This is a genomic window from Paenibacillus sp. JNU01 (assembly GCF_059130585.1).
Genome location: NZ_CP169723.1, coordinates 1802968 through 1825741 on the forward strand (window position 1 = coordinate 1802968; position 22774 = coordinate 1825741).

A 22774-nucleotide genomic window follows, 5' to 3' on the forward strand; every position below is an offset into this window, starting at 1 on the left:
AGGCTTCTTATCAAGAACAATTCATTTCAGTGATTACACCTTACGCCAGTTCCACATTAACATTCACGTTCCCTTTGATTCCTTTGGAATATGGGCAGTAGTCATGAGCAAGTTTCACAAATTTCTGTGCTGTCTCCTCATCCAGACCGAGAATTTTAACTTCCAAATCAACTTGAAGTTTCACGCCGTTATCCTCAGAGTCCGTCACCAACATCACGGTTGCAGCAACAGTACTTCTTTCAATTTCAACTTTGTGTTTTTTCAATTGAAACTCCAGTGCGGAGTTAAAACAAGCGCTATACCCTGCTGCAAACAACTGCTCCGGATTGGTAGCTGTCGTCACTTGTCCTCCCAGTTCAGGTGGTGCAGCAACATCCAACATAAACACGTTATCTGGAGATTGTACGATTCCTTGACGTCCACCTGTATTGATGACTGTTGTTTCATATAATGTTTTCATTTGTAAAACTCCTTTAGTTGATTGGATTTATGTTGACTAAAATTCGGCTTTTCTTGTATCGCTAACAATTACATTGTACACAATTTAATTGTGTATGTAAATAGTTGATGTAAAAAAATAATACAGTTTAATGCTGAGTTTAAATGAATAGCGATAATGAGGTTTATCATTGTAGTCATCAGATAACCTAAGTTGAACTTAAGGAGGAATAACACGTTTGGAGAATAATTCATTTCTAACCCCGGACAAGCCCAAACATAAATCCAGGGCTCTCTATGAGGTGCTAGCTGTATCAACCAAACTCGGCCTGACTTCATTTGGAGGACCGATCGCTCATCTTGGTTACTTTCATGAAGAATATGTTCGCCGTAGAAAATGGATGGATGAACGTAGCTATGCAGATTTAGTTGCGCTATGTCAATTTTTGCCAGGACCTGCCAGCAGTCAAGTCGGGATTGGAATTGGCATTATCCGCGGCGGATATCTGGGGGGACTGATGGCTTGGCTTGGTTTTACACTTCCATCTGTCATTGCGTTAGTCTTGTTCGCTTTTCTTCTGCAAGGATTTGATATTAGCAGTACTGGCTGGATTCACGGTCTGAAAATTGTTGCTGTAGCTATTGTCGCTCAGGCGATATGGGGCATGGGGCAAAAACTAACTCCTGACCGCTATAGGGCAACCATCGCTATCTTTACTGCAGTGGCGACTCTTGTGTGGCAGACTGCATACACTCCAATCCTTTTTATTGTGATAGCAGGCGTGATAGGTATGATCCTTTTTAGTAAAATGACCGAGTTTAAAACAGTAGACTTGTCTCTCCCTGTGAATCGTAACTTGGCAATCGTCTGTTTGGCTACGTTCTTTGGAATTCTGATTTTTCTCCCGTTACTCACTCCCTTTGATCGTTCGGGGTGGCTGTTATTCTTTGATAGCTTCTACCGTTCAGGATCACTCGTATTTGGCGGAGGGCATGTTGTGCTTCCGTTACTGGAACGTGAATTCGTTCCTGCAGAGATGATCAATAAGTCCAACTTTCTGGCGGGATATGGAGCAGCACAAGCTGTACCCGGACCATTGTTCACTTTTGCCAGTTATTTAGGAGCGATGATGCGTGGGGTTTCAGGAGCTTTGGTTGCAACGATCGCTATCTTTTTGCCAGCTTTCCTTCTGATCGTAGGCGCATTGCCCTTCTGGAGTGCTTTATGCAAAAGCTCAAAAACCCAAGGAGCATTACGCGGAATTAATGCAGCTGTTGTAGGTATTTTGTTGGCGTCGTTGTACGATCCACTCTGGACAACTGCGATCCTGACGCCTGTTGATTTTGCACTTGTATGCATGTTGTTTCTAATGCTCGTTTTTTGGAAAGTACCACCCTGGATCGTCGTCGTTGCTGGTGCAGCAGGCGGTACAATGATGAACCTTTTCTAAATAAAAAAGGTACCCCTACACTGCACTTTTTTTTCAAAGCGTCCGTGTTTAGGTACCCTATTACTGCCAGTAAGTTATTGACCGATCCATGCAGATCATCTGTTTATTTTCTTCAGCATCCCAATTCAAGTTTCTCAAATCCGAGCTGGCCTAGCAGGTCTACACTCTTTCTTCAAATCAGGTTCCTTGTTCGTCTTCAGACTTCTCCCCAGTTTGATTAGTTACTCCAGATATCCACTTTCATCTGCGCACATTTGAAATACTTGGCCTCAGCCTTGCTTGTGGTGAGTTTCAACAGACATTGCAATTCTCCATGTTGGAACAACCCACCACTCAGGTCAGCAGCAACACCTCCATACTGATCATCCGCACCAAGCCACACGGAAGGTCTTTCGAACCCCGCCGAGAACTGTAACCCTGTGCAGAGCAGCACGGTCAGGTTCTTTCGATTCTGCGCTTCATCTCCCGCCACACCTTGCGTAGTGAAGAAAACCATGTTTTGCTTAAAATCCGTGTACGTTCCATCTGCTTTATAGGCTCGGACCATCCCATACTTCTGATTAACGTTATGAAAAAAGGTGATACCAGCCTTGCTATCCTTCGATTTGATGCCAACCTGAACCGATATTCCAATATTGCCGTTGAATTGTAGCGCTTCCAAAGTGACTGCAATTGCTGTTACTTTCGAGCTGTCAATCAGATGTTTCATTTTCAACTCTGCCGTCGCTCCTACTGTGGTCGGTGTTGTAACTGTTATGGTTCCTCTATCGGGCAAAGGCTCAAACGTAGGGGTGCCCACCACCTCCACCCAATCCGGTAACGTTCCATATAGAAAATCGGCCACAAGCTGTTTGTGGACCTTTCCAAAGGGCACGATCTGACCCGCTGCATCACGTATAACCATCTCTACACCCCCACCGAATAGGCTACACCGATATTATGATCGGTATTGTAATACACGTACACTACCCCGTCCATAACGGACACCATCAAGGATTGCATATTGGTCGTTTCCCAATTCAATGCCGGAAAATATATATCTGAAGGTTTGTCCAGCAGTTGACGGAAGTCTGCGCTGATCTTGGCAATAGCAGGCCGAGCTAAAGTCGTAACCCCACCTGAAGCATAAGCCGATAACATGCCCAGCCACCACATGCTCCCTTTGTACATAAATACACCTGCATTGGGTCTCGAAATATTTTCTTCCGCTGATAAAGTCGCATCATTGCCACCCATTAATGGTCTTGGATCAGCTAACCATCTACGTCCGTCATGAGAATGCCAGATACATTTACGGCCAAAGTCACCGCCGCCCATTACCGAAAAACCGATCCATTTGCCACCATTTCTAAAACAGGAGAAATAACCGGTATGACCATCACCTGGGAAACCTGGAGGTTTGTCCAATATCAAACCTACTCTTGTCCAGTTAATCATGTCTACAGAGGTTGCAAGTGCCGTCGATTGATTGATCCCAAGTCCGTTTTGTTGATAATACATAAAGAATAATTGTTCTTCATCGTTCCAGATCACAAATGGCGTTTCCGTCGAATTCCCAACCACAGTATCGAGATATACCTGTCCGTGTTTGGTCCATGGTCCTGTCGGACTGTTGGAATACGCAAGTCCAATTCCACCGATACGATTATGGTTGGTAGAATACGTAGCATAATAATCTGCTTTTGCACCAGGGATAAGCCCCTTCACTTTGATCGCCCGAAACCAATAGATCGATTGAAGACCCGCCATTGCAGCGGTATATATAGGATTGTCCATTTTTTTATCAAATTGAGGCGTGTACATCCGTCTGGATTCTGCATCGCAATAATCATATGGCGCAATGGCCCTGTTGGCCTTCATCGCTGCGCCCAGTGCTGCCTGAGCAATATTTTCAGTCATGGACATGGGAGCTCAACTCCTTCGTGAACGGGGTATTACCCGTTACCGGTCGCGAATATAAAACATCCGAAGCGTTCATTAATAGGATTGAAAAATCAACAACATTACCCTCATTCGCAGCTGACTCCCGAGAAATACGAATGATAGAGCGAATTCTAGCACTATATGAATACGCTTTCATTTTAGTCATTCCTTTAATGCCTTTACAGTTGTACTCAGCAATTGTGCCTTTCATTGGTACGCCCGGATAATGTTGATCCTTCATATTAATCCCTCCTATTGTTTTCTCCCGATAAGTATATTCATGAAGTTACCTTTATGTTAAAGCATTATGCCCATCTTGCAGCCTATTATTCTAAGTCTGGTTTTTCATATAACCAAACATTTGCTTATGTTAACAAGACGAAACAGGCTAACCCATAAATAATAGGCTAACCTGTTTAAATGAAGAAACTGCAAAACTAACTACTTATTCCTCCGCAAAAAGTGAAGATAAGGGATTGGCTACTTTTTTATCGGATTGCTCCTTGCCTTGGTTATTCAATACATAGAACTGGTAAAAGTCGTTACTGAATCCAATAGACTCCTGCATTTTCAGCTTAAAAGCTTCAAATACCGCATTGCTCAGATGATCCTCATTCCAGAAATAATGAAGCATTAATCGATTCTGGTTATAGGGATGTTTGATCACGTATGCACCAGCGGCAAGAGGTTGATTCATGGTATTCTTCCAAGGAAAACCTGTCTGTTTGGTCCGATCAATAATGTTGAATTTTAAAGCTTGTACCAATCCGTTTGACTTGGCATTGCCAATGACAATAAGGTTGCTGTTGCCGATCGCTTTTTTCATCTTTTGCTTCAGCTCCTTGCGACCCCGTACAACGTCGTACCGTATACCGCTCATATCAAGGAATCCGGTCAACTGATGAACGATATCTTCCTGCTGTTTGGCTGCAAGCTTACTCACCTGATCGCTGAGCACAATGGTTAATTCCTCGCCTTGAAGGACTTTGTCCATCAATCGATTCATCACTTCATAAGGCAGATTAGGGATCATACCCATGACAGCCTGATATTGCGCTTGTAAGATATCATGCACATATGCAGCGGTCTCTTCTTTGGATAATTGGTATTCAGGCTTTAAGACAAAATCAGGCTGATATAGGGCTGTTTGCATTTCTGCGCGCACTTCCTTACCAAGCACATCTTCAATGGTTTGAAGAAGCCCCTCTATTGTTGCATTTTGATACACGTAGCGTTGGAAATATGTTCTCATCAACTCGTCAAATTTCTCTTCACCAACGGAACGGTAAAGTTGATAGATCGCTTGTCGCCCCTTCTGATAATACACCAGACCGGCTAACTCCCCAGCTTCATCGTTTGTTGACGCAATCGCCATATCTACGGGCGCAGTGTCAAACTGTATGGATCTGAAACCATTTAGCTTAACTCCCTGTTTCTCGGCAAAATACACCATGGAGAAATCGGCAAAGCCTTCGTCCAGGAAGGATTCGGTCTCTGAGTTATTACCAATCAATGCATGGAACCACTGATGTGCTATCTCATGAACAAATGTTGTATCTTCTTCTGGAACCTTACCCGTTTGAATCTGGCCCATCTGAATGAGTCTCGCATACTCCACGGCAACGCCTTGTACATACGTCTCGACAATTCGGAACTCTGGGTAGGGATACTTGCCGTATTTCTCACTATAGAAATCAATGACCTTGAATGCCTGATTAATGTATCGGTCAACGATCTCTTTCTTGGATGGATCATCGTTGAAATAATAGTATTCCACCGTCAGACCGTTACGAGTAGCGCGCTCCACTTGAAGATTAGGACTGGCAAAGAAAACAAACTCACTCGTATTCTCGGCTACGGCAGACACAATCTTACGCCCATGTTCTGTACTGTTTTGAGTGGAGATCATGCCAGGCATGGCTACCTGATACTCCTCAGGCACATTAAATTGGACTTCAAAGTCGGACGAGGTGTAATAATCGCTCTCGAATGTTCGACTATACGGTGCCTTATTCCACTGCTGCTTGACCTCATCGTATACAGACATCACCGGGAACCAGTGTGCACCATTAATTATATCCTTGTAATAGGATATTCGCTGTGAGCCATAAGGTATATTCAGATGGAATTCCAATTGTAATGTTATCGATTCGCCTGGTTGAACGGACTTTTTCAACTGTACAGTCAGCGCTTGATTTTCCTTATGGAAGTCCAGTGACTGGCTATCTGCTGTTACAGCCTGAATATCAATGCCACCCAGAAAGTCCTCCGCTGTCTTCTCGGGATGATCTTCACTAATCTGTTCATTGTTCTGTTGGAACATTGAAGCCTGTGTGGACTTGGAAAGGTTCGCATCAGCATATGTATGCAGGACCAGTTGCTGGAGTGTATCCTTGCTTGTGTTGCGATACGTTACCTTCTCGCTCCCCTGGATCGTCATGTCTTTCTCATTCAGCCGAGCCTGGATCTGGTATTGAATCGGGGACTGCTTTAGGGAGTCTTTCTGTGTGTTAGGTATGTTCGTAGATACAGGTGGGACCGCTTCCGCTGCCACAACCCCCATGTTGGCAAGTGGACTTATTGCCAGTATTAAAGCCAGTGTACCCGCGATCCCTACTCTGGCTAACTTTAATGTAAATGGATTTGAATAATTCATAAGTTCTCTCCTTCTCCTGTTCTATGTTGACCTCAGAACCAAGTATAGAAGAGGAACCTTATGATGAATTTATGTTTTATTTAAGTTTTGTTTAAAAAAGAGGAAGAGAAACTGAAGTTTTCTTCAATCACATGGTTGTATGTAGAAAAAGAAAAGAAGCCTTACATCGCAAGGCTCCTCGTGTATGATCTGTAGTGGGCTCGAACCACTGACCCCTACCCTGTCAAATAAGTGAGATCTTGGTATCCTTTCTCTCTCTGTATAGATGACCGAGTAATTCTTTTATTCCAGCCTTGATTTCGACCGATATTTTATCTTTACTAATGTAGACCACTTCTAGCAATGTGCATAACATCATTTTCTTCTTTTCTGTAGAAGCTTTTGTAAACACATCCCGCCAAACTGGGAGATCATCTTTTAGAGTCTCCATCTCTGATATCTCCATTTTTTTGGAGAGTAACAATTTCTCTATTCCCTTAATATCTTCAGAAGTTTTCAGAATTTCGTTTTCTTTTTTATCGATAAGAGCATTGAGCATTTCTGGCTTGAATGCACTCTTACCCATTATAGCTTTTGGAACCTCAGCGTTTAATACCACAAGCTCCTCATAGTGCTCTTCCAGTAAATTTTGCATTGTTTTAATTCTTTCCTCTTCTTGATTAAAAACTTTCTTTTTTATCAATTCAATTTCCGATTGAAAATCTATTGTTCTGAGTTCACTTAAGTATACTTCCACGCTTTCTAAGACTTGTCTCTCTACCTTCTTTGAAGAAAATGTTGCCTGTCCATCACAATCCGTCTTTCCTTGCAATTTTCCACTACAGCGATAACTTTTATTTTGATTGTATCGAACAATTTCTCCATTAGCTGCTTTGTATTTATTTACAAATGTAGTCGTAGTCAATCTAGAGTTACAACAACCGCATCTAGCTAATCCAGTTAAAAGTAAACTTCCCTTAGTGCTCATGGGAATGGAATTTTCATTTCTGTTTGGATTCTTAGGGTTCTTTTTATCCCTTATATCCTGTACAGTATTCCAATCCTCTTCTGAAACTATCATTAATTCAGGGATTGGTTTTGAAAATATATCGTCCCCTTTTTCTTTTCTATACCTCATCACTCCTTTGTAGATTGGATTCTTAAGTATAACGTTTACTGTTGGAGCACCCCATTGTTTTGCTTTTCTTGTCGGAACATTTTTTTCGTTTAGAAGTTTAGCTATTCTTAATTGCCCGTATCCTTCTTCAAGCACTAGTCGGAATATTTCTTTTACAATCTTTGACTCTTCTTCGTGCTTGCCCAGTTTTTGCATTACTTTTCCTTTTTTATTTACATTACCGGAATCAACACTTTTATACCCGTAGGGAATACCTCCTCCCCTGAAAATACCATCTTCGACCATCTGTTTATGTTTTTCATTGACACGGTCAGAGATTTTCCTACTTTCATCGCTTGACTGCCAGAATCTTAAGTAGTTGACCATCCGATCGGTGTTTGCTTCAATTTTTTGCTGTCCTTCTATTACAGACCACATTTCAACCCCTTTGTTTACAAACCACTCAAGTACGAAGGGGGTCTCATCATCTTTTCTTCCAAGCCTGTCAAACATAAATACCAACAAAACATCGAATAAGCCATTCTCTGCATCTTCTTTAGCCTGTTGAATAACATCACGCTTCGAGGCAGGTACTTTGAAACCTGATACCCCTTTTTCGGTATATTCCTTAACTAGCTTCCATTCATCTTGTTTCTCTACCATCTTCCTGCATGCTCGTTGTTGCATTGGAATATCGTTTCCATCCATCTGTCCTTTTGTGGACACTCGATATAGTGCTGCAACACGTTTTGTTTGTCCCATTCCATCAACCACCATATCTTTTTTCTGTATTATTTTTATTGATGTCCGTAACTACTTTAACTGCTTAATTTAATCCAAATTATACCATTAAGTATATTTATTATCAACAAAAACCACCTACATATATTATCAGAGGTGGCCATAATGTTATATAAAAAAACAACTCCTCTTGAGATATAATTCTCAAAAGAAGTTGCCCTTTTTTTCATATAGGACGAGTGGGGATCGAACCCACGACCCTTACCCTGTCAAGATAATGCTCTCCCGCTGAGCTATCGCCCTGTAATAAATAGGATGTATCCATCACGATCATAATGCTATCTTTAGCTGAGCTAACAGATCATGATATATAATTATTTCCCAATCAAGTAACAGTATCATATCAAGTAACCGTGTTCATTGTCAATGATTTATTTGGTTATAATTCACCCAAAATGGTGCACAATAAAGGAAGATTACCATATCTACAACGAGGTGAATTCTCTATGAGAAACTTAACAAAACGGTCAAAATCCAATACACATACATTTACCAAATGCTTCTTTTTTTTCGTTGGGCTTATGATTGTCATGACAACCCTTACCGGTTGCGGCTTGGAACGGGATGAACATACGGTTCAATTCCAACAGTTAAAACAACCCAATGAAAATGATGAATCTCTACCCGTCTGGCTGGACGTATACTCCAAATCGGTAGTTCAAGATGTATATTCTCCGCGAGGAAGCAGTGAAGTTTTGCCGTGAAGGTAAGAGGTAAATTACTCTTCTTCATCCCACTTACGTGAGTATGCTTTCTTGGTCACATAATACAACAGAATAATCATTCCCGCCGACATTAACAATGTAATGACCATGATGCCTGCCATGCCCATCACTACCCCCTCCTCTCCCAATATGTCCCAGACTTCACTATACAGGAAAAACATTTTTTTGTATAATTCAGTCTGATATGTCGCGCAAGAGCAGAAAGAAGGAATGGAATTGGCAGCTGAGATTAGTTATGTAACGACGCAAGAACAACTGGAACAAGCCCTGGGTATTCGCAATCACGTTTTTGTGATCGAGCAACAGGTTCCTGCCGAGATTGAGATTGATCAATACGATGTCATTAGTCCGGATGTGCATCACGTATTGTTAAGTACGGATGGGCAAGCTGTAGCTACAGGACGTCTGATCTATTACAGCAAGGATACGGCCAAAATGCAGCGGATCGCGGTGCTTGAGTCTCATCGTTCATTCGGTTATGGACGCGTGCTTCTGCTCGCGATGGAGGAACTGGCACGTGAACTCGGCTTATCCTATTCCGTACTGGATGCTCAATGTCAGGCGCAGAAATTCTATGAGAAACTGGGCTATGAAGTGATTTCGGAAGAACCTTTTTATGATGCAGAAATTCTGCATGTTCGTATGAAAAAGAGTCTGTAAAACTTCGGCATTGGCGGTCTTATGAGCATATAGTGCATACTTCCCAGGAATTCGGATAGGCTAATCAGGTAAACAGATTCCTATCTCGTCATATAAGGAGAGTGTGACATCATGGATCAAACAACACGCGAGAGTTTCACAGCCGTACAGAAAAATGGCGACGGTGACCTGACAGCCTTTCAGACTTCAGCAGGACGTATACTGGATTACCAACAAGCACTTGCAGAAGTAAAGGCTGGCGCTATTGCCGGCGTGAATGTATTTAAAGGCAAAGATGGCGAAATGTATATTCGCGGCGATGCCGACGGTGACCCAACCAACAACCTGGACCAACTTCCCCAATTCTAAAATAGATGCACAGATCGTTACGTGTTACACAGAAGCGCCAATTCGGTTATCCGGGTTGGCGTTTTCTTATTATGATTAATAGTCCGTAAAATATTTTACGGAGTCCCCGGAAGGCTGGCTTTTGCGAATTGGCTGTTGTACCTGTTCCCATGCCTGCAAGATCTGTATCCCTTCGAGAGTAGACCGATTCTCCCAGGCGATGTGCCCGGTTCGTTCAAGCTCCAGCAAAGACTCATGAATGTAAGCTCTGCTTCGTCCCGTCTTGGTCTCCAGTTCATCCATACGCGGCAGCCTGCGCCGTTGTCCTGCATAGTTCACCATAATCCGCAAAATCTTACGTTCAAAGTCGTTCAGCATACTTTACCTCCCCATTCATATCCGTAACAGGACGCCATGCCAGAATACCTTGCTCCAGAAATGTTCGAGGTGAGCCTTCTTTTCCCGCTGATGCTCTAATCATCCCGCCACGTACACTATTAATTCGAATCTGTCGCTGCGTAATCTGCCCTGCACGATCCATGTAGACCAGCTCCACCATCTGGCCAATATATTTCCCTAGCATAATCATCCCTCCGATAAGAACATTTGTTTGTATTTCATATTATATGCGAACATAAGTTCTTTATTCAATAGTAAAAAAAGGATTTTGCAAAATAAAAAAAACCAGACTTTCCCCTTTGATCAAGGGAGTCTGGTTCCTCTGATAATGCTGCTGATATAACAACATTTCTTGTAATAATCCGGTTCAGTAACGGATCAGTGTCGATCGGATTCCGAAAATTGCACTTTCTTTAATTGCTGTGTAGATGGATTAAAATCAACATTTACATAGACCGCGAATTGCTTGCCGTCTTTGGCACGAACCCATAGCTTGAACTGTTCCCGTGACTGATCTGCTGTTAGAGAGGTACGGCCGATGTGCTTATAGTCCAAAATATCCACATTGTACTTTGTCTGTGTTTCTTTGACCGCAATAATTCCCCACTTCGCATAATCTGGGATGGCGGCGCCCGTAGCCGAGGCAGGTGTGAATCCCGCTAAACTAAGCATAACCGTAAGTATTGTAACGATGAGCATTCTCATTTCACTCACTCCTTAGGACAATATGTTTCTGTTATATTGCCCGTCCGGGTTTCATTTTACACGAATAAACGAAAGATCCAAGCCAGTGGCCGTAGGGAAAAAGGAACCACATGAACAAGCCGGTCCAACGAATCAGGAGGCTCCGTCCGGAAACTCATTCCCCAGTCACCCGAGAAAACGTGTTGTTGTGTCTTCGGCTCCTCAGGACGATCCAACCCGTATTTCTTTTCAAGCCTTTGCCTCGTTTGTTCATCCACCTGAACCTCGTTCGTAACGTCATATGCTGTGACAGGCTCGCTGCTTATGTACATCAGCATCATCAGAAGGATCGGAATCCACACTATTTTTACCCAACGTTTGTTCATCTTTAACTCCTTTATGTACCTTAATTCTCTTGTATCTGGCAGACCCATTTAAAGGTTAGATTATACATAAAATTCACCGTATTGGAAATAACAACAGGGAGAAGATATGCAGCATTTGATATGCAATACTTAAGTCCCATTTGGTTGATTTTATGTTTAAAAAAGGGAATAACCGTGTAATAGGCCATGACAGCCTGACTTCATGATCTAACATTTCTACAGGATCTGCAATACCACTTTGAGGAGGTTACACCCCAATGTTCAAACGCTTGGATGAAATCCTGATTGAGATTCCCAATGTCGAGAAGCCCGATCCGAATGCAGCAGCAGCCATACAAGAGTTGCTCGGCGGCAAATTCGGAGAAATGTCAACGTTGAACAATTACCTCTATCAATCGTTTAATTTTCGATCCAAAGAAAAGCTGAAGCCCTTCTATGACCTCGTCATGAGCATTACGGCTGAAGAATTGGGCCATGTTGAACTCGTGTCTCATGGCATTAACAAATGTCTTAGAGGATCAACCGAGTACAAAGAACCCGACGATACGCCGCTAGGTTCGGTGAAAGATGCTCGTCTGTCGTATCACTATCTGGCAGGTGCACAAGGTGCAATGCCTTTTGACTCTATGGGTAATCCATGGACGGGAGCAAATGTCTTCAACAGTGGTAATCTGGTCGAAGATCTGTTGCACAACTTTTTCCTCGAATGTGGAGCGCGTACGCATAAAATGAAGGTATATGAGATGACAGATCACCCGGCAGCCCGGGAAGTGGTTGGTTTCCTGTTGGTACGTGGCGGAGTTCATGTCGTGGCATATGCAAAAGCCCTTGAGATTGCAACTGGCGTCAATGTAACCAAACTCGTTCCTATCCCTTCACTGAACAACAAAGCTTTCAATGAGGCTCGTAAATATGAAGAAAAAGGGGTACACACCAAGCTGTACACCTATAGTGATAAAGATTTCAATGCGATCGGTCAGATCTGGAAAGGAACTCACCCCGAAGATGGACAACCTCTGGAAGTAATTCAGGGTATACCAGAAGGTTTCCCGATTCCAGAAGCTCCTGCGGTCGAGGAGGAGTTCGCACCAGGTATTTCGCAAGAAGACTTTAAGGAAATTGCTCGCCGTCTCAAGATGGCGGGAAATATTGCGGATTAAAGAACCATTTGTTTGACAGGTTCTTTCCCTATATATAAATTGTTAACTCCATGCTTAAGTGAAGCCCTCAACCCCTGCTGCTGAATGCAGAAAGGATTTGAGGGCTTTGTTATAATAAATGTATGATACAATTTTATGATGCTAAATGAGTATGTTCTATGCACGTCATTTTCTGAGGATTTGGCTGTAAAAGTAAACCGGATCCCTGCTCACATCGTTAAACTTAATTAAACTCCAACACTGATTCCTCACGCTGACTCATGACTTCAATTAACAAGTTGGCACCCAGACGAAAACCTTGTGCAAACGCTGCTTCCGTATGCATGCCCTCACATCTGCCACACAAGTCAAATAATTGTTCAAGCTCACGGAATTCATTCTCGCTCAAACGATTCTTCCATTGCTCTGTCAGAGCTGCAATCTGCCGCCCTAACGCTTGGTATTCAGGATGTGTCGGCATCATCATCTCATCCGGTCGAAGTCGTCCATTATATAATGCTTCTAATATCGAATTCATGTGCATCCTCCTGTATATCAATTCGCATCTCACTTGAATGAACGTTCTGCACATGGTAGGATATTTATGCAGTCGCTCATTCAAGTGATTGCGGGGTAGGAAGCAGCGTGTTCTTCGTGGGACTAGCGCTGCTTCATTTTTTATTTTTGGAGCTCGTCGTAAATCTTCTCAATCCCTTTGCGAACGATGTCTGATCGATTCGTATTCAGCTTTTCTGCCGAAATATCGAGCTTGTTCATAATGTCCTCGTCAACACGTATCTCAATCGTTCTGCTTTTGGGTTTGTCAGATTTAGGCCGCCCCATCTTTTTGGCGGACATTTGCTTCACCTCTTTTTTTGTCCTGACAACAATATATTATTGCCCGGACAAAAAGTCAATGTATTTGTAAAACATACGTTCGTTTTTGTGACAGCAGATTCATAGATAAATGTATAGTCTGTAATCCGTTTGAATGAATGATAAAAAAACCTTGAACGACTAGGCGCTCAAGGTTGTTAGAGTACTATTATTGAGTAACAATTTAAAATTCAGGAGACACGCAAACAAGTAGGAAACAGAAATTGGTGCCTTTAGCATTGTTATCACTACGTATTTAATGTTTTTAATTTCGAAAAATGTTTTCACTTCTCCATTGGCATCCCATATCTCACCAAAACATGCCAGAGTAATTTTAATTCTTGTAGAACTTCTTTGTAGGTTCCTCGATCGCTCCAATGACTTGGATTTCGTTTCAAGTCCATAGCTGCAGAACCAATGATATTTGCATCAATCAAATCACTTTTGGCAATTCTTTTGGCCAGTGAAGGCATCGAAGGACCTCGAAAATCCATTGGAACGTCATCAACTAATAGTGTAAAGCCCATGTGCCAGTGGAGATCAATGGAATACTTTAAACATATCTGCTCTAAGATTTGTCCTGTATGTGTGCCTTTAAATGATGGGTCGGCAACAAGCATCTTGACATCTTTTTCAAGGGAAATATCACCATGAACCTGAGCTTCGATATAATGGTCCAGATTTCGGTTTGGCTCTTGATTTGATGGATTTTGAAACGGTTTCTCAACATTAACGAGCATATGGTCGATCAACTTTTGAACGGTTAGATTTCTTTCACCAATGGCAAAATTACTATAAAATACATCCCTCAAGAGAGCAGCCAAAATGAGGTCAAATTCCTCATACGTTCCCTTTTCCTCAGGTTCTTGGTGAGAATCCAAATATGTATACGTGCAACGATGAGAGACCTCAGCGGATAAAAGGAAATAACATGATCCAAAACGCGGAGCAGGTCCATCGGGATGTAACATGACATGGAGTGCCCCATACTTGGGACGTTCGCTATTGGTTGAGCCATTAATTTGGTACGCTCCGCCAAACATTTTATTCTCCCAAACGTCACGTTCACCGCCTGAAAATGCGGATACACTTCCATTCGATAAGAAAGTCTCAAACTGACTTTTATAAAACCCCTGCTCAAGTAGTGCCTCAGCCACGCTTTTCATATTCGGATCTAATCGATCTGGGTGAAAGTGTAGCGCGATACTTGCATGAGATTTTAGTTTAGTGATAGCATATTCAAATGTCTTCAGCTCGATGTTGGACATACGAAGGATTTCCCTAATGGTTTGCTCCGCCTCATTTTTGCGGCTTCTTGCATAATTGGTTACATGTTCTTGAGCTAATTGCTGAGACCTTGATAGTTCCATGGGCAGAGGAGTCCTTTCCCTTTTTTATAAAATCATAATGGCGGTTTCCTTGCTTATCAAATCAATCTATTTTTCTTGGGATTAGTTCGTTCTCGGGGAAATTCCACCAATTCGATTTCTCATAATAAATTGTTTTTGCCCAATATTCAGGGAGCTCATGAAAAATCAGGTCGTCTTCTGATGTAAAATCATTGCCTTCCCAAAAGGAATTAATCCTGAGAAAGGCTTCCTTCTCTGAAATATCAAATAAGCCAATTAACTCTTGTACAATCTCCAAACAGTATATTTCCGAACTCAAACAAGTCGGGAAAAGAAGTTGGTATTTCAGCATGTTTATCACTCCATATTCAATATTTCAGTCTTTCTTAGAAAGTAAATTACCTATTGCTATGTATGCAAACTCCCATCTCCACTTACCTCTCGTTGGTCTCCCTTCATCTTTTCCAAAAGCTCCACGATAACCTCATCCAACTCCTCTAGTATCTCGTCATGTGTAGGGGACTCCAATATCCTTACCAGATCCGTCTGTAGCATACTGAGATGAGATACAGGCAATCGATCAATTAGTCCGACCAAAATGAAATATTCCCAAGTAGCATCTTGGGTTTGCAACACATCCTTAATATGAGGAATTATGTCCTTCCCCAATCTCAATAATAGGTCCTCTACCGGCTTAGAGATTGGCCAATTCCCGTCTTGTAACCACTGCATAAGATCTGGAATAATGCCTCTCAACTCTTCATTACTAAATTCATTTAACTCGCTAACTGCTTCAAAATCAAACTTGTCGCGGGGAAGACGCGCCCTCATATCCATTTAATTTTCCTTTCTCATCTATATTACATAATGATATACTCCCTCTTGTTACTCCTCTGGCTCTACATCCTCTACTCTGATATCAATCCGATCTTGATTCTTCGTCGTTGACATCGCATCTATCATGCGAATCGTCCACGTTCCTGCATCCTGATCAAATTGTACATCCTCAATCACAGGAACACGTAATTTTTCTCCATCTGGTGAGTATAGTCCACCCCGAATGGCGTCTGCCTCACTTAGATGGGCACCGTCTGGCGTATTTGGACAAGATACCGCTATCTTTTCTGCTCTGGCCTGTCCGGGATAGGGCTGATTTTCCGGGCCTCCATCCGTCCAGACTTCAACATAGGAGCCGATCTGTGGATCAGGTGAATTGGAGAACCATTTTGCGGGATAATATCGACTTTCTTCTCCATCCGAACCATGATCTTGATAAGCAGGATCAACCACAAGAACGGAATCGTCTTTACGATCAACCACATAACCAGTAAATCCATCTTCACTCGGTGCATTGGCTTGAGCCTGCTCGGAGTTGCACTCAATATGTCCTGAACATCCCGTAAGGCATACGATTAGGGTTGAGAGCAACATAACGACTTGACGAAGATTGATCATATGTAATCCCCCTTTTAACAACACCTCTTCCTAAATTTAACGTTCCATATCAGTTCATTGTTGCAAATACAGCCTTTGGCTCACCCTTAAATTTTTGACGCGCCTAGCACGATCAACCCAAATATTCACTTCCTTATATCCCTTTTGTACACATACCTGCCCCAGACCACCAATGTTGCGCATAACAAGACAGCACAGTAGGCCCAGACAAATAACATGGCAAGCCCTAACCCGATGTTGGCATCCAGGCGTTCATCAAAGATCTCTGTGTATAGCGAAAAACCGAGTGGCACAGCGCCAACAATGAAAAGTCCAATGGACCATCCACCCCAGCGTCGTAAACCGGACCCCGCACGAGTACTGGAAAGTTTGCGAATCCCTTGAATCAGAAGCCACCAGATCAGAATAAATAATAGACAGGTTATAAGAATTTTCAACATATCGTTCATCTGCATCTCGTTCGCCTCCTACGCTATAAATAATGATGAGTATATTAGCCAAGCAAAGTTTGAGACTTGATGATTATTACCCGTTTCCATGTTCCTGATCACAGATGATCACAGGCAGACACAATTCAGCACCCCAGACCTACATCCTATTCACATTACAGAAAAAAATGCCATCGTCTTGACTCCTTCCAAGTCATGAACGATGGCATTACATCTCATATTGGCATTGTTAAATCTACATCGAACAGGTTACGCGCCAAACTGCGCATAGTGAAGGCGGCTGTAGACCCCACCTGCTGCGAGTAATTCTTCATGACGTCCTTGCTCCGTAATGCCTTGTTCGGCTACTACAATAATGCGGTCCGCATTTTTGATCGTTGCCAGCCTGTGAGCGATGACCAGTGTAGTCCGGCCTTCGGACAGCTCAGCCAGCGATTGCTGAATGGCTGCTTCCGTTTCTGTATCCAGCGCGGATGTGGCTTCGTCCAGAATTAGAATCGGTGGGTTTTTCAGGAACATGCGAGCAATGGACAAACGCTGTTTCTGTCCACCGGACAACTTCACGCCGCGTTCACCAATCAACGTATCCAACCCTTCCGGCATCGATTGAATCAAAGACTCCATCTGTGCTCGTCTGGCAGCCATCCAGATTTCTTCTTCGGATGCATCCAGCTTGCCGTAGGCAATGTTCTCCCGGATGGTTCCATCGAAGAGGAATACGTCCTGTTGTACAATTCCGATATGACTACGCAAGGAATCCAGCGTCATATTCTGAATCTCCTGCCCATCAATCGTGATGCGACCTTCCAGCACATCATAGAATCGCGGCAGCAGACTGCACAACGTTGTTTTACCCGCCCCGGATGGACCGACAAGAGCGACCGTTTCGCCAGCTTGCACGCTCAGATCGATACCTTTGAGCACAGGCTCCTGATCCGAATAACCAAAGGTCACTTGCTCATAACGAATATCTCCACGTAAATGGGATACCGATACAGCCCCTGGACGATCTTCCACATCCGGTTCCATATCAAGCAGCTCTGTATATCGTTTGAAGCCTGCAATCCCCTTCGGATACGTCTCAATAACCGAGTTGATCTTCTGAATGGGTGTCAGGAACACATTGGACAACATGATAAATGCTATGAACTGACCGTAAGTCATGCTGCCGTTAATGACAAACCATGTTCCGCATACCAGAACAAAGAGGGATACCAGCTTCATCAGCATGTAACTGACAGAGGAGTTCCAGGCCATGATTTTGTATGCAATCAGTTTGGTTTGACGGAAACGACCGTTGTTTACTGCAAATTGTGCTTTTTCATGCTCTTCATTGGCAAAAGCCTGAACAACACGGATACCTGTAATATTATTCTCTACACGAGCGTTGAAGTCGGCAATATCTCCGAACATTCGGCTGAATGCCTTGGACATCTTGCTGCCAAAGTAGAGCGAGAGATAAATAATCAGTGGCACGATGATAAAGGTTAACACCGCCAAATTTCCGTTAATGCTCATCATGATGCTGAATGCACCGATCAGTGTCATCACCGCGATAAATACATCCTCTGGACCATGATGGGCAATCTCACCGATATCCATCAGATCGTTAGTCATGCGGGACACGAGGTGTCCTGTTTTCGTATTATCGAAGAAACGGAACGATAACTTCTGCACATGATTAAACAGACTTTTACGCATATCCGTCTCGATGTTAATCCCCAGCTTGTGTCCCCAATAGGTAACTACGAAGTTCAGAAAGGAATTCAGGAAGTAGATGCCGAGCAATGCCAGACACGCCCATAGAATCCAGTCCCAGCGTCCTCCTGGCAGCAGATCATCAACTACCCGGTTGACCGCCAGTGGAAAAGCCAGTTCAAGCAGCGCGACCAGAATCGCACAGCTAAAGTCAAGAATAAAGAGCTTTTTGTAAGGCCTGTAATAGGCAAAGAAACGGCGAAGCATGGACTCAAGTCCTCCTTATGCAATCACACAACAATGATTACGTTCTATTTCGTCTTGCTTAAGAGATACAGGAAGTATGGCGCACCAATAATGGCAACCAGGATACCCGCAGGAATCTCAGAAGGCTGCAGGATGACACGACCCAGGGTATCTGCAACCAGTACGAGCAATGAACCGATCAGGGCCGATGCAGGTAACAGGAATTGATGTTTTGGACCCACCAGACGACGCGCCAAATGCGGCCCGATCAGCCCCACAAAACCGATTCCCCCACTCACAGATACACATGAGCCGGCAAGTCCTACAGCAGCGGCAAGCAAAATAAGTCGCTCACGCTCAACCGGGGTCCCGAGTCCGCTGGCAGTCTGGTCACCCAGATTCAGCACATTCAATACACGTGCCTTATACAGAACAAGCGGTACAAGAATGATAAGAAACGGTAGTAGAGCCGTTACAAACTTCCAGTTCGAACCCCAGATGCTGCCTGCCATCCAGGTTGCTACAAATTGATACTTTTCCGGACTAAGCCGTAAGGTAAGCACGATCATGGCAGAACTGATTCCCGCCGCTACCCCGATTCCCGTAAGCAACATACGCGTAGGCAGGATGCCCTCTCCTTTTTTGTAAGAGAGAACGTAGATCAGAAATGCAGCAAAACCGGAACCGATCAGGGCCAGAATAGGCAAAAGAAATACCGGCGCTGCTGTCGTTGTCGGGAAAAAGGAAACAAATAACATAACGACCAGACCCGCACCTGCATTAATCCCGAGGATCCCTGGATCTGCCAGCGCATTCCGAGATACCCCCTGCAAAATACTACCTGATAACGCAAGTCCTGCTCCGACCAACACCGAAATCACAATACGTGGCAAACGGAATTCAAACAGGATCAATTCCTGTTTCGCCGTGCCTCCACCAAACAGGGTACGCATCACTTCAAGCGGCGACAGCTTGGTAAAACCCGTATTCATGCTCACTACAAAAGCCGTAATAATTAATAGGGCAAGTACAATGAGAACAATCGTACTTTTGGTTCTCTTCTTGCGCTCTGCTCCAACTATTGTTGAGGATTCCATCTTTACAGAGTCCTCCTTTCTTTACGTGCCAGATATAGGAAGAATGGTACCCCGATGAGGGCAACCAATGCGCCAATTGGTGTCTCGTACGGCGGGTTAATCATACGTGCAGCCAGATCCGCAAATACGAGCAGCAAACTACCCATTACAGCGGAACATGGGATAATCCAGCGATAATCGACTCCAACCAGCTTCCGCGTAAGATGGGGAATAATAAGTCCTACAAAACCAACCGCACCCACCACCGACACAGCCGTACCCGCAAGAATCAGTACAACAATCAGACCTATGAGCTTGATCAGCCCCGTACGTTGCCCCAAGCCCACCGCAATATCTTCTCCGAGACTAAGCAGAGTAATAGAACGGGAGATGAGAAGACCTGCGATTAGTGCCGCGAGTACCCATGGGAACATGATTTCAAGTTGAGACCATTTCGTTCCGGCTACACCACCGGCTGTCCAGAATGCCAGATCTTGTCCAATTCTGAAATACAATGCAATCCCTTCACTGAGTGCCGACAACATCGCTGATACTGCTGCACCTGCAAGCACAAGGCGTAGTGGTGTTAGACCCGATTTGGAAGCTGCACCAAAACCATACACCAACAGGACACCAAGCCCTGCCCCAAGGAAGGAATACATGATGATGTACATAAATGGCAAGCCTGGGAAGAAAGCAAAACAAACTGCAAGCGCAAATCCAGCTCCCGCATTTAGCCCAAGCAGACCTGAATCGGCCAGCGGGTTACGAGTCATGCCCTGCATGATTGCACCAGCCACAGCGAAACATGCACCCACCATGGCTCCTCCAAGAATACGTGGTAACCGAATCTCCCATATGATCTGGTGAGGGGTCAACTCCGGATTGAAATCAAAGATGGCCTTCCAGACTACACTAAGCTTAATATCAGCAGCGCCAAAAGAAATGGACAACGCCATACCCAGAGCGAGTAGCAAAATTCCCCCTGTAAGAATAAGTGTGGCTGCCCACGGACGAGTGTGAATCTTCGCTGTGGGTGAATCCGGATTATGTTTTTCTGGTGAAGCTTGTGAACTCATACGCGCCCACCCTCGTTATGAGTGGAGCTCTTCAAACCTATGTACATAACAATCACCTCTCTATAAATACCAAACTTTAATGATATTGATTCTCATTCCCATAGACCATTGTAAGTGAATCTATAGGCTCTGGCAATGGACAAATAGGACATGTTTAATGCATATATGAAGATTTGCACACAATTTTACACGCAAAAAGGCCATGCAGGAGCCAAAAAGCTCGAACACAGCCTTGTCATTACATATGTAGAACAGATAAAAAAACAGGCTCGTTTAACGGGCTGGTACCTTAATTAAGGAGGCCAGGACATCCGGAGCATCGGTAATAATTCCTTGCACACCCATGTCAATCATGGCCTGCATCTCGGCAGGATCATTCACTGTAAATGGATAGGTAACAATGCCATGGGCCAGTGCAGCAGAAACATCTTGTTGTGTGACTGCCAGCTTGTAGGGATGAAGGCCGGAAGCTTCGAGTTTGGCTGCATAATCATAGGGACGGTACAACTTTTCCATATATAGAAGTGCTGTACGGATCTCCGGGGCAAGACGTTTACATCTCACGAGCGAAGCATGATTGAAACTGGACAGCACGACCTGTTGCTCCAGATTCCAGTCCCGGATCGCCTGTATAACCTTCTCTTCCATCCCCTTATAACTCACAATACCATTTTTCAATTCCAGATTAAGCAGCGTTCCTTTCCCCTGTACGAGCTTGAATAACTCCTCCAGCGAAGGAATACGCTCCCCGGCAAAAACGGCATGGAACCAGGATCCGGCATCCCGGGTGCGCAATTGATCGTAAGTTGTATCCTTAACCCAGCCTTCTGCGCCGCCTGTTCGGCTTAACGTCTCATCATGAATCAGTACCAGTCTGCCATCACTCGTCATCTGCACATCAGTTTCAATCCCTGTTGCTCCAAGCTCCAGACTCCGTTCAAAAGCACTCATCGTGTTCTCCGGGCATACGGCAGATGCACCGCGATGGGCAATTATCTCCACGTTCCTCATTCCAGCGCCTCCTGTGTTCAAGCTTCACTCTATGATCATCACTATAAACACAGTTTGTTAGACCTGTATTAACGGAGCGTATAATGGGTTGCCTGCTTCGCTAACACTAGCGGCCAAGTTGATTATCTAACGGGCTGGGGATTCACTCATTTTTGCGAACTCAATCTGAAAATCGACATAACATAGTATGAACGATGGAAGCACCGAACTCCGCTATAAGGAGGTTGACTATTGAATCCCTCAAAGAAAAAATCGATACCTACGCGTGCTCACACATCCCAGTTACAGTCGGCTTCCAGGCTTTCCAGATCATCTGTCCATATCAAAAACAAATCCGGCAAGACGGCTAATCAGCGTTCTTTTAACTCCACTTCATCAAGCACACTGGATCAGCTGGCTATTGTTGCAGCAATACTATCCTTAATTGCAGCTGCCATCGGGCTATATATCGCCTGGAAATCGTTAAGTGTTCCGGATCAAACTGCTGTGGTAGTGTAGACTGCTTGTTGCGCAGCTATTGGCTCAGGAGGCTTTCTCCTGCTTCTGAACTTATTCAGGGGCAGGTTTTTGCTTTTTCAATTACTCAACGTATTCTGGAAATGTCAAAAAACCGTTCCCCTGAAACGCCGGCATATACCGGCGTCTCTATGGAAAGGTCATTTTTATTCGGGCGCTGCCTCTGCAACGTCATTCCCGTCCCGGGATACTGACCGAATTACAGAATGAATGTGCGTGAGATAATAACCAACAGAATGAACAATACAAGAATTGCACCTGTCGATGTCCATGCTCCACCACCGAAGCCTCCGCAATACCCGTAACCTGTACCTTTGAGTTCGCTCATCAGTGA

Annotated in this window: 28 protein-coding genes and 1 tRNA gene; 6 read left to right on the plus strand and 23 right to left on the minus strand. The window is 43.9% G+C overall.

Features of this window, described 5'->3' with window-relative positions; genetic code table 11:
* Positions 1-40: 40 nt before the first annotated feature.
* Positions 41-460 carry an organic hydroperoxide resistance protein gene (locus tag NLBNIHML_RS07725; protein WP_017687397.1) on the minus strand — a complete coding sequence of 140 codons (420 nt, stop codon included), beginning with the start codon at positions 458-460 and terminating at the stop codon, positions 41-43.
* 217 nt (positions 461-677) lie between these two features.
* Between NLBNIHML_RS07725 and NLBNIHML_RS07730 the strand changes: the two genes are divergently transcribed.
* On the plus strand, positions 678-1889 hold the full coding sequence (locus NLBNIHML_RS07730; protein ID WP_494354117.1) for a chromate transporter: 1212 nt from the start codon (positions 678-680) through the stop codon (positions 1887-1889).
* Positions 1890-2106: 217 nt separating this feature from the next.
* Here NLBNIHML_RS07730 and NLBNIHML_RS07735 read toward each other — a convergent pair whose 3' ends face one another.
* The 6 genes from NLBNIHML_RS07735 to NLBNIHML_RS07760 all read right to left on the minus strand — a co-directional run bounded on the left by NLBNIHML_RS07735 (position 2107) and on the right by NLBNIHML_RS07760 (position 8608).
* The gene (locus tag NLBNIHML_RS07735) at positions 2107-2793 is read right to left on the minus strand and encodes a hypothetical protein (protein ID WP_494354118.1); all 687 of its coding nucleotides are present in this window, start codon (positions 2791-2793) and stop codon (positions 2107-2109) included.
* Between the two features lie 2 nt (positions 2794-2795).
* Positions 2796-3794, minus strand: coding sequence for a hypothetical protein (locus NLBNIHML_RS07740; protein ID WP_494354119.1), 999 nt, complete (start codon positions 3792-3794; stop codon positions 2796-2798).
* On the minus strand, positions 3781-4053 hold the full coding sequence (locus NLBNIHML_RS07745) for a hypothetical protein (protein WP_339235771.1): 273 nt from the start codon (positions 4051-4053) through the stop codon (positions 3781-3783). Before NLBNIHML_RS07745 ends, NLBNIHML_RS07740 begins: the two co-directional genes overlap by 14 nt.
* A gap of 204 nt (positions 4054-4257) precedes the next feature.
* Positions 4258-6468: a M1 family metallopeptidase gene (locus NLBNIHML_RS07750; RefSeq protein ID WP_494354120.1), complete on the minus strand. Its 2211-nt coding sequence runs from the start codon at positions 6466-6468 to the stop codon at positions 4258-4260.
* Positions 6469-6691: 223 nt separating this feature from the next.
* On the minus strand, positions 6692-8326 hold the full coding sequence (locus tag NLBNIHML_RS07755) for a recombinase family protein (protein WP_494354121.1): 1635 nt from the start codon (positions 8324-8326) through the stop codon (positions 6692-6694).
* A 210-nt stretch (positions 8327-8536) separates the two neighbouring features.
* Positions 8537-8608, minus strand: a tRNA-Val gene (locus NLBNIHML_RS07760).
* Positions 8609-8811: 203 nt separating this feature from the next.
* Here NLBNIHML_RS07760 and NLBNIHML_RS07765 point away from each other — a divergent pair.
* The 3 genes from NLBNIHML_RS07765 to NLBNIHML_RS07775 all read left to right on the plus strand — a co-directional run bounded on the left by NLBNIHML_RS07765 (position 8812) and on the right by NLBNIHML_RS07775 (position 10098).
* Positions 8812-9069 carry a hypothetical protein gene (locus NLBNIHML_RS07765; protein ID WP_339235781.1) on the plus strand — a complete coding sequence of 86 codons (258 nt, stop codon included), beginning with the start codon at positions 8812-8814 and terminating at the stop codon, positions 9067-9069.
* A 237-nt stretch (positions 9070-9306) separates the two neighbouring features.
* Positions 9307-9750, plus strand: a complete 444-nt coding sequence (locus NLBNIHML_RS07770) for a GNAT family N-acetyltransferase (RefSeq protein ID WP_339261478.1) — start codon at positions 9307-9309, stop codon at positions 9748-9750.
* A 111-nt stretch (positions 9751-9861) separates the two neighbouring features.
* Entirely contained in the window at positions 9862-10098 is a 237-nt protein-coding gene (locus NLBNIHML_RS07775) for a DUF3892 domain-containing protein (protein WP_339235783.1), read from the plus strand.
* Between the two features lie 75 nt (positions 10099-10173).
* Here the strand turns inward: NLBNIHML_RS07775 and NLBNIHML_RS07780 are convergent, their stop codons facing one another.
* The 4 genes from NLBNIHML_RS07780 to NLBNIHML_RS07795 form a co-directional block, all read right to left on the minus strand.
* Entirely contained in the window at positions 10174-10455 is a 282-nt protein-coding gene (locus NLBNIHML_RS07780) for a hypothetical protein (protein WP_339235785.1), read from the minus strand.
* On the minus strand, positions 10439-10660 hold the full coding sequence (locus NLBNIHML_RS07785; protein WP_145322936.1) for a hypothetical protein: 222 nt from the start codon (positions 10658-10660) through the stop codon (positions 10439-10441). The genes NLBNIHML_RS07780 and NLBNIHML_RS07785 overlap by 17 nt, the downstream gene beginning before the upstream one ends.
* 194 nt (positions 10661-10854) lie before the next feature.
* Positions 10855-11181: a DUF3889 domain-containing protein gene (locus tag NLBNIHML_RS07790; protein ID WP_339256360.1), complete on the minus strand. Its 327-nt coding sequence runs from the start codon at positions 11179-11181 to the stop codon at positions 10855-10857.
* A 56-nt stretch (positions 11182-11237) separates the two neighbouring features.
* Positions 11238-11546 (minus strand): hypothetical protein, encoded by a 309-nt coding sequence (locus NLBNIHML_RS07795; RefSeq protein WP_339235790.1) that lies wholly within the window; start codon positions 11544-11546, stop codon positions 11238-11240.
* 257 nt (positions 11547-11803) lie between these two features.
* Here NLBNIHML_RS07795 and NLBNIHML_RS07800 point away from each other — a divergent pair, with 257 nt between their 5' ends.
* Positions 11804-12706 (plus strand): manganese catalase family protein, encoded by a 903-nt coding sequence (locus NLBNIHML_RS07800; RefSeq protein ID WP_091014199.1) that lies wholly within the window; start codon positions 11804-11806, stop codon positions 12704-12706.
* A 223-nt stretch (positions 12707-12929) separates the two neighbouring features.
* Here NLBNIHML_RS07800 and NLBNIHML_RS07805 read toward each other — a convergent pair whose 3' ends face one another.
* The 11 genes from NLBNIHML_RS07805 to NLBNIHML_RS07855 all read right to left on the minus strand — a co-directional run bounded on the left by NLBNIHML_RS07805 (position 12930) and on the right by NLBNIHML_RS07855 (position 21924).
* Positions 12930-13223 carry a DUF6809 family protein gene (locus NLBNIHML_RS07805; RefSeq protein WP_342570642.1) on the minus strand — a complete coding sequence of 98 codons (294 nt, stop codon included), beginning with the start codon at positions 13221-13223 and terminating at the stop codon, positions 12930-12932.
* Positions 13224-13363: 140 nt separating this feature from the next.
* Complete coding sequence (locus tag NLBNIHML_RS07810; protein ID WP_307534400.1) at positions 13364-13543, minus strand: ribbon-helix-helix domain-containing protein; 180 nt, start codon at positions 13541-13543, stop codon at positions 13364-13366.
* 302 nt (positions 13544-13845) lie between these two features.
* Positions 13846-14931: a DUF3626 domain-containing protein gene (locus NLBNIHML_RS07815; protein WP_494354122.1), complete on the minus strand. Its 1086-nt coding sequence runs from the start codon at positions 14929-14931 to the stop codon at positions 13846-13848.
* Positions 14932-14992: 61 nt separating this feature from the next.
* The gene (locus tag NLBNIHML_RS07820) at positions 14993-15262 is read right to left on the minus strand and encodes a hypothetical protein (RefSeq protein WP_342570644.1); all 270 of its coding nucleotides are present in this window, start codon (positions 15260-15262) and stop codon (positions 14993-14995) included.
* Between the two features lie 56 nt (positions 15263-15318).
* Positions 15319-15747: a DUF5071 domain-containing protein gene (locus NLBNIHML_RS07825; protein WP_494354123.1), complete on the minus strand. Its 429-nt coding sequence runs from the start codon at positions 15745-15747 to the stop codon at positions 15319-15321.
* Positions 15748-15795: 48 nt separating this feature from the next.
* Positions 15796-16365: a DUF3221 domain-containing protein gene (locus NLBNIHML_RS07830; RefSeq protein ID WP_494354124.1), complete on the minus strand. Its 570-nt coding sequence runs from the start codon at positions 16363-16365 to the stop codon at positions 15796-15798.
* A gap of 125 nt (positions 16366-16490) precedes the next feature.
* Positions 16491-16820, minus strand: a complete 330-nt coding sequence (locus NLBNIHML_RS07835; RefSeq protein ID WP_472477005.1) for a hypothetical protein — start codon at positions 16818-16820, stop codon at positions 16491-16493.
* Positions 16821-17063: 243 nt separating this feature from the next.
* The gene (locus NLBNIHML_RS07840; protein ID WP_339235803.1) at positions 17064-18779 is read right to left on the minus strand and encodes an ABC transporter ATP-binding protein; all 1716 of its coding nucleotides are present in this window, start codon (positions 18777-18779) and stop codon (positions 17064-17066) included.
* Positions 18780-18823: 44 nt separating this feature from the next.
* Positions 18824-19855 (minus strand): FecCD family ABC transporter permease, encoded by a 1032-nt coding sequence (locus NLBNIHML_RS07845; RefSeq protein ID WP_339235805.1) that lies wholly within the window; start codon positions 19853-19855, stop codon positions 18824-18826.
* A 2-nt stretch (positions 19856-19857) separates the two neighbouring features.
* The gene (locus NLBNIHML_RS07850) at positions 19858-20913 is read right to left on the minus strand and encodes a FecCD family ABC transporter permease (protein ID WP_339235807.1); all 1056 of its coding nucleotides are present in this window, start codon (positions 20911-20913) and stop codon (positions 19858-19860) included.
* Positions 20914-21186: 273 nt separating this feature from the next.
* Positions 21187-21924, minus strand: coding sequence for a glycerophosphodiester phosphodiesterase (locus NLBNIHML_RS07855; protein ID WP_494354125.1), 738 nt, complete (start codon positions 21922-21924; stop codon positions 21187-21189).
* Between the two features lie 231 nt (positions 21925-22155).
* On the opposite strand from NLBNIHML_RS07855, the gene NLBNIHML_RS07860 reads away from it, so the two are divergent.
* The gene (locus tag NLBNIHML_RS07860) at positions 22156-22422 is read left to right on the plus strand and encodes a hypothetical protein (RefSeq protein WP_091014158.1); all 267 of its coding nucleotides are present in this window, start codon (positions 22156-22158) and stop codon (positions 22420-22422) included.
* Positions 22423-22639: 217 nt separating this feature from the next.
* Here NLBNIHML_RS07860 and NLBNIHML_RS07865 read toward each other — a convergent pair whose 3' ends face one another.
* Positions 22640-22768 carry a hypothetical protein gene (locus NLBNIHML_RS07865; protein WP_255319930.1) on the minus strand — a complete coding sequence of 43 codons (129 nt, stop codon included), beginning with the start codon at positions 22766-22768 and terminating at the stop codon, positions 22640-22642.
* Positions 22769-22774 lie beyond the last annotated feature (6 nt).